This is a genomic window from Haemophilus sp. SZY H53 (assembly GCF_054332375.1).
On record NZ_JBTGNV010000035.1, the window covers coordinates 1 to 812 of the forward strand.

The 812-nt window shown below is 56.8% G+C and carries 1 protein-coding gene; it reads left to right on the forward strand.

Going from position 1 to position 812, the window contains the following annotated elements:
- Nucleotides 1-426 precede the first annotated feature (426 nt).
- A partial coding sequence (locus ACXVWB_RS11225; RefSeq protein ID WP_458485393.1) for a hypothetical protein occupies nt 427-812 on the forward strand: 386 nt, incomplete at its 3' end.

Below are 812 nucleotides of genomic sequence, written 5' to 3' on the forward strand. Positions count from 1 at the left end.
CTTATTTTTAGTCAATGCATTCATCAAGGGGGAGATTGAGAACATATATGATGAATGATTGACTTTGATGAGGAAGGTTTGAGGCTTTTACTCGGTTGAGTCTATATCTAGCTATGCACTTATTGTTTATGACTAACCGGTGGCGTTGAGTTGTGGCGTGTTACTTGTGTTGGTGTGCGTGTGCAACATGTGTCTCTTGGCTGTGTTGACGTGCAGGTGTAGAGCACGGAGACAGTGGCCAATGGCGAGGTGAAGGTCAAGTAGAGACGTGTCATGCTGACGGACCGGGAGCGGTGAAGGGCGGATGTGGAGCTTGGACCGATGGACCGGGAGACCTGAGGACCAGCTGTGGTAGCTGGCACGTGGCGTTGACAAGCAAGAGCACATGGGGATGTGCGGTGCATCGGCCGAGTCGGGAGGAAGGCGATGGCGTCGTGGCACTTGGCGGAGGTCGGACACGGGCTTGCGTGCGGCGCAAGTGCCGTCAGCCAAGTCAAGAAGGAAGGCGAAGGCGTTGTGCCCAGCGTGGAGGCTGGACATGCATCGGCATTGATGTCGGTGGTCGGGGTGTGCGAACCACATCCCGTCTACGGCACGGGTTCGGTAGCTGAGCCTCAAAAAGCTACCCTCGACGGTTTCCGAGTTTCGGCCTCAAAACTAGGGGTGGCCGGTTTCCGAGTTTGGGCCTCAAAACTCGGGGTGGATGGTTTGCAGGTTTGGGCCTCAAAACCTGGGCACGACGGTTTGCCGGTTTGGGCCTCAGAACCGGGCGGAGGTTCCTATGCGAAACAGGTCGACGCGTGGCGGCACCG